At 56.0% G+C, this 1,083-nt stretch carries 1 protein-coding gene; it reads left to right on the top strand.

Annotation, left to right across the window (positions count from 1 at the left end):
• Positions 1-1,083, top strand: a 1,083-nt coding sequence (locus ACUVJL_RS37820; RefSeq protein WP_445250505.1) for a Calx-beta domain-containing protein, incomplete at both ends; no start/stop codon positions are given.

The following is a 1,083-nucleotide window of genomic DNA, read 5'->3' as shown; positions in this document are numbered from 1 at the left end:
CTCTCCGGGCGGAGCCAACGGTCAAGCCAGCCCTGCTGACTACAATGTGGCACAGCCCCAAACGGTAACTTTTGCCGACGGGGAAACCTCGCCCAAGACTATCAGCTTTAATCTCGTGGCTGACGGTTTGGCTGAGGGAAGCGAAACGGCGATTTTGCAACTTCAGGCTCCCGTAGGCGGTGCGACTCTGGGTAGTATGCCGGCAACTATTCTGGGGATTTCTGACGTGTCGGCGACGCCCACACCGACGCCGACGCCGACTCCAACGCCCGCGCCAACGCCGACGCCTGCGAGTATCTTCCAGTTCGATCGAGCGAGTTACACGGTGAATGAAGGCGGCGCGGCTACGATTAACGTTACTCGCACGGGTGGCACGGGTGCTGCAACCATTAGCTACGCTTCTGTTGACGGTTCGGCCACTTCTGGAGGCAGTGCACCGGATTACACTGTGGCGGCTGGTTCCCTGAATTTTGCTGCGGGGCAAAATAGCGCTAGTTTCACGATTTCGGCTTTGAGCGACATGATGCTGGAATCGTCGGAAACGGTGAATTTGGTGCTCAGCGGTGGGAATGTGGGCAGCAATCCATCAATCTTGACGATTCTGGATGTGCCGCCCGTCCCAACTCCGACTCCGACTCCGACTCCAACTCCGACTCCTTTTCCGACTCCGACTCCAACTCCGACTCCTTTCCCGACTCCGACTCCGACTCCGACGCCGACTCCCGTTCAAAACACGTTTTTCTTCAGTGCGGCTACTTACAGCGTCAACGAGGGTAGCACTGCTCCGATTACGATCAATCGCGGTGGCGACCTTTCTGTGTCGGCTACGATCGTATTCAGCACTGGGGACGGTACTGCTCTGGCTGCGGGTTCTCAACCGGATTACACGGCTGTGGTTCAAAAAGCGGTGAATTTTGCACCTGGACAAGCTAGCGCGCAAGTTCCGGTTCAAACTTTATTTGATAGCCTCACAGAGCCTACTGAGACGGTGAATTTGTTCTTGAGTGGCGGTAGTTTGGCGAGTCCTTCAGCAGCGGTTCTGTCGATTGTTGATACTACTGCTGTGCCTCCTACTTTCTTTTC

It is taken from the genome of Microcoleus sp. OTE_8_concoct_300, assembly GCF_031383065.1.
GTDB lineage: Bacteria > Cyanobacteriota > Cyanobacteriia > Cyanobacteriales > Microcoleaceae > Microcoleus.
The sequence above is the reverse complement of the archived record's forward strand: the minus strand, read 5'-3'. Positions and strand labels throughout refer to the sequence as shown.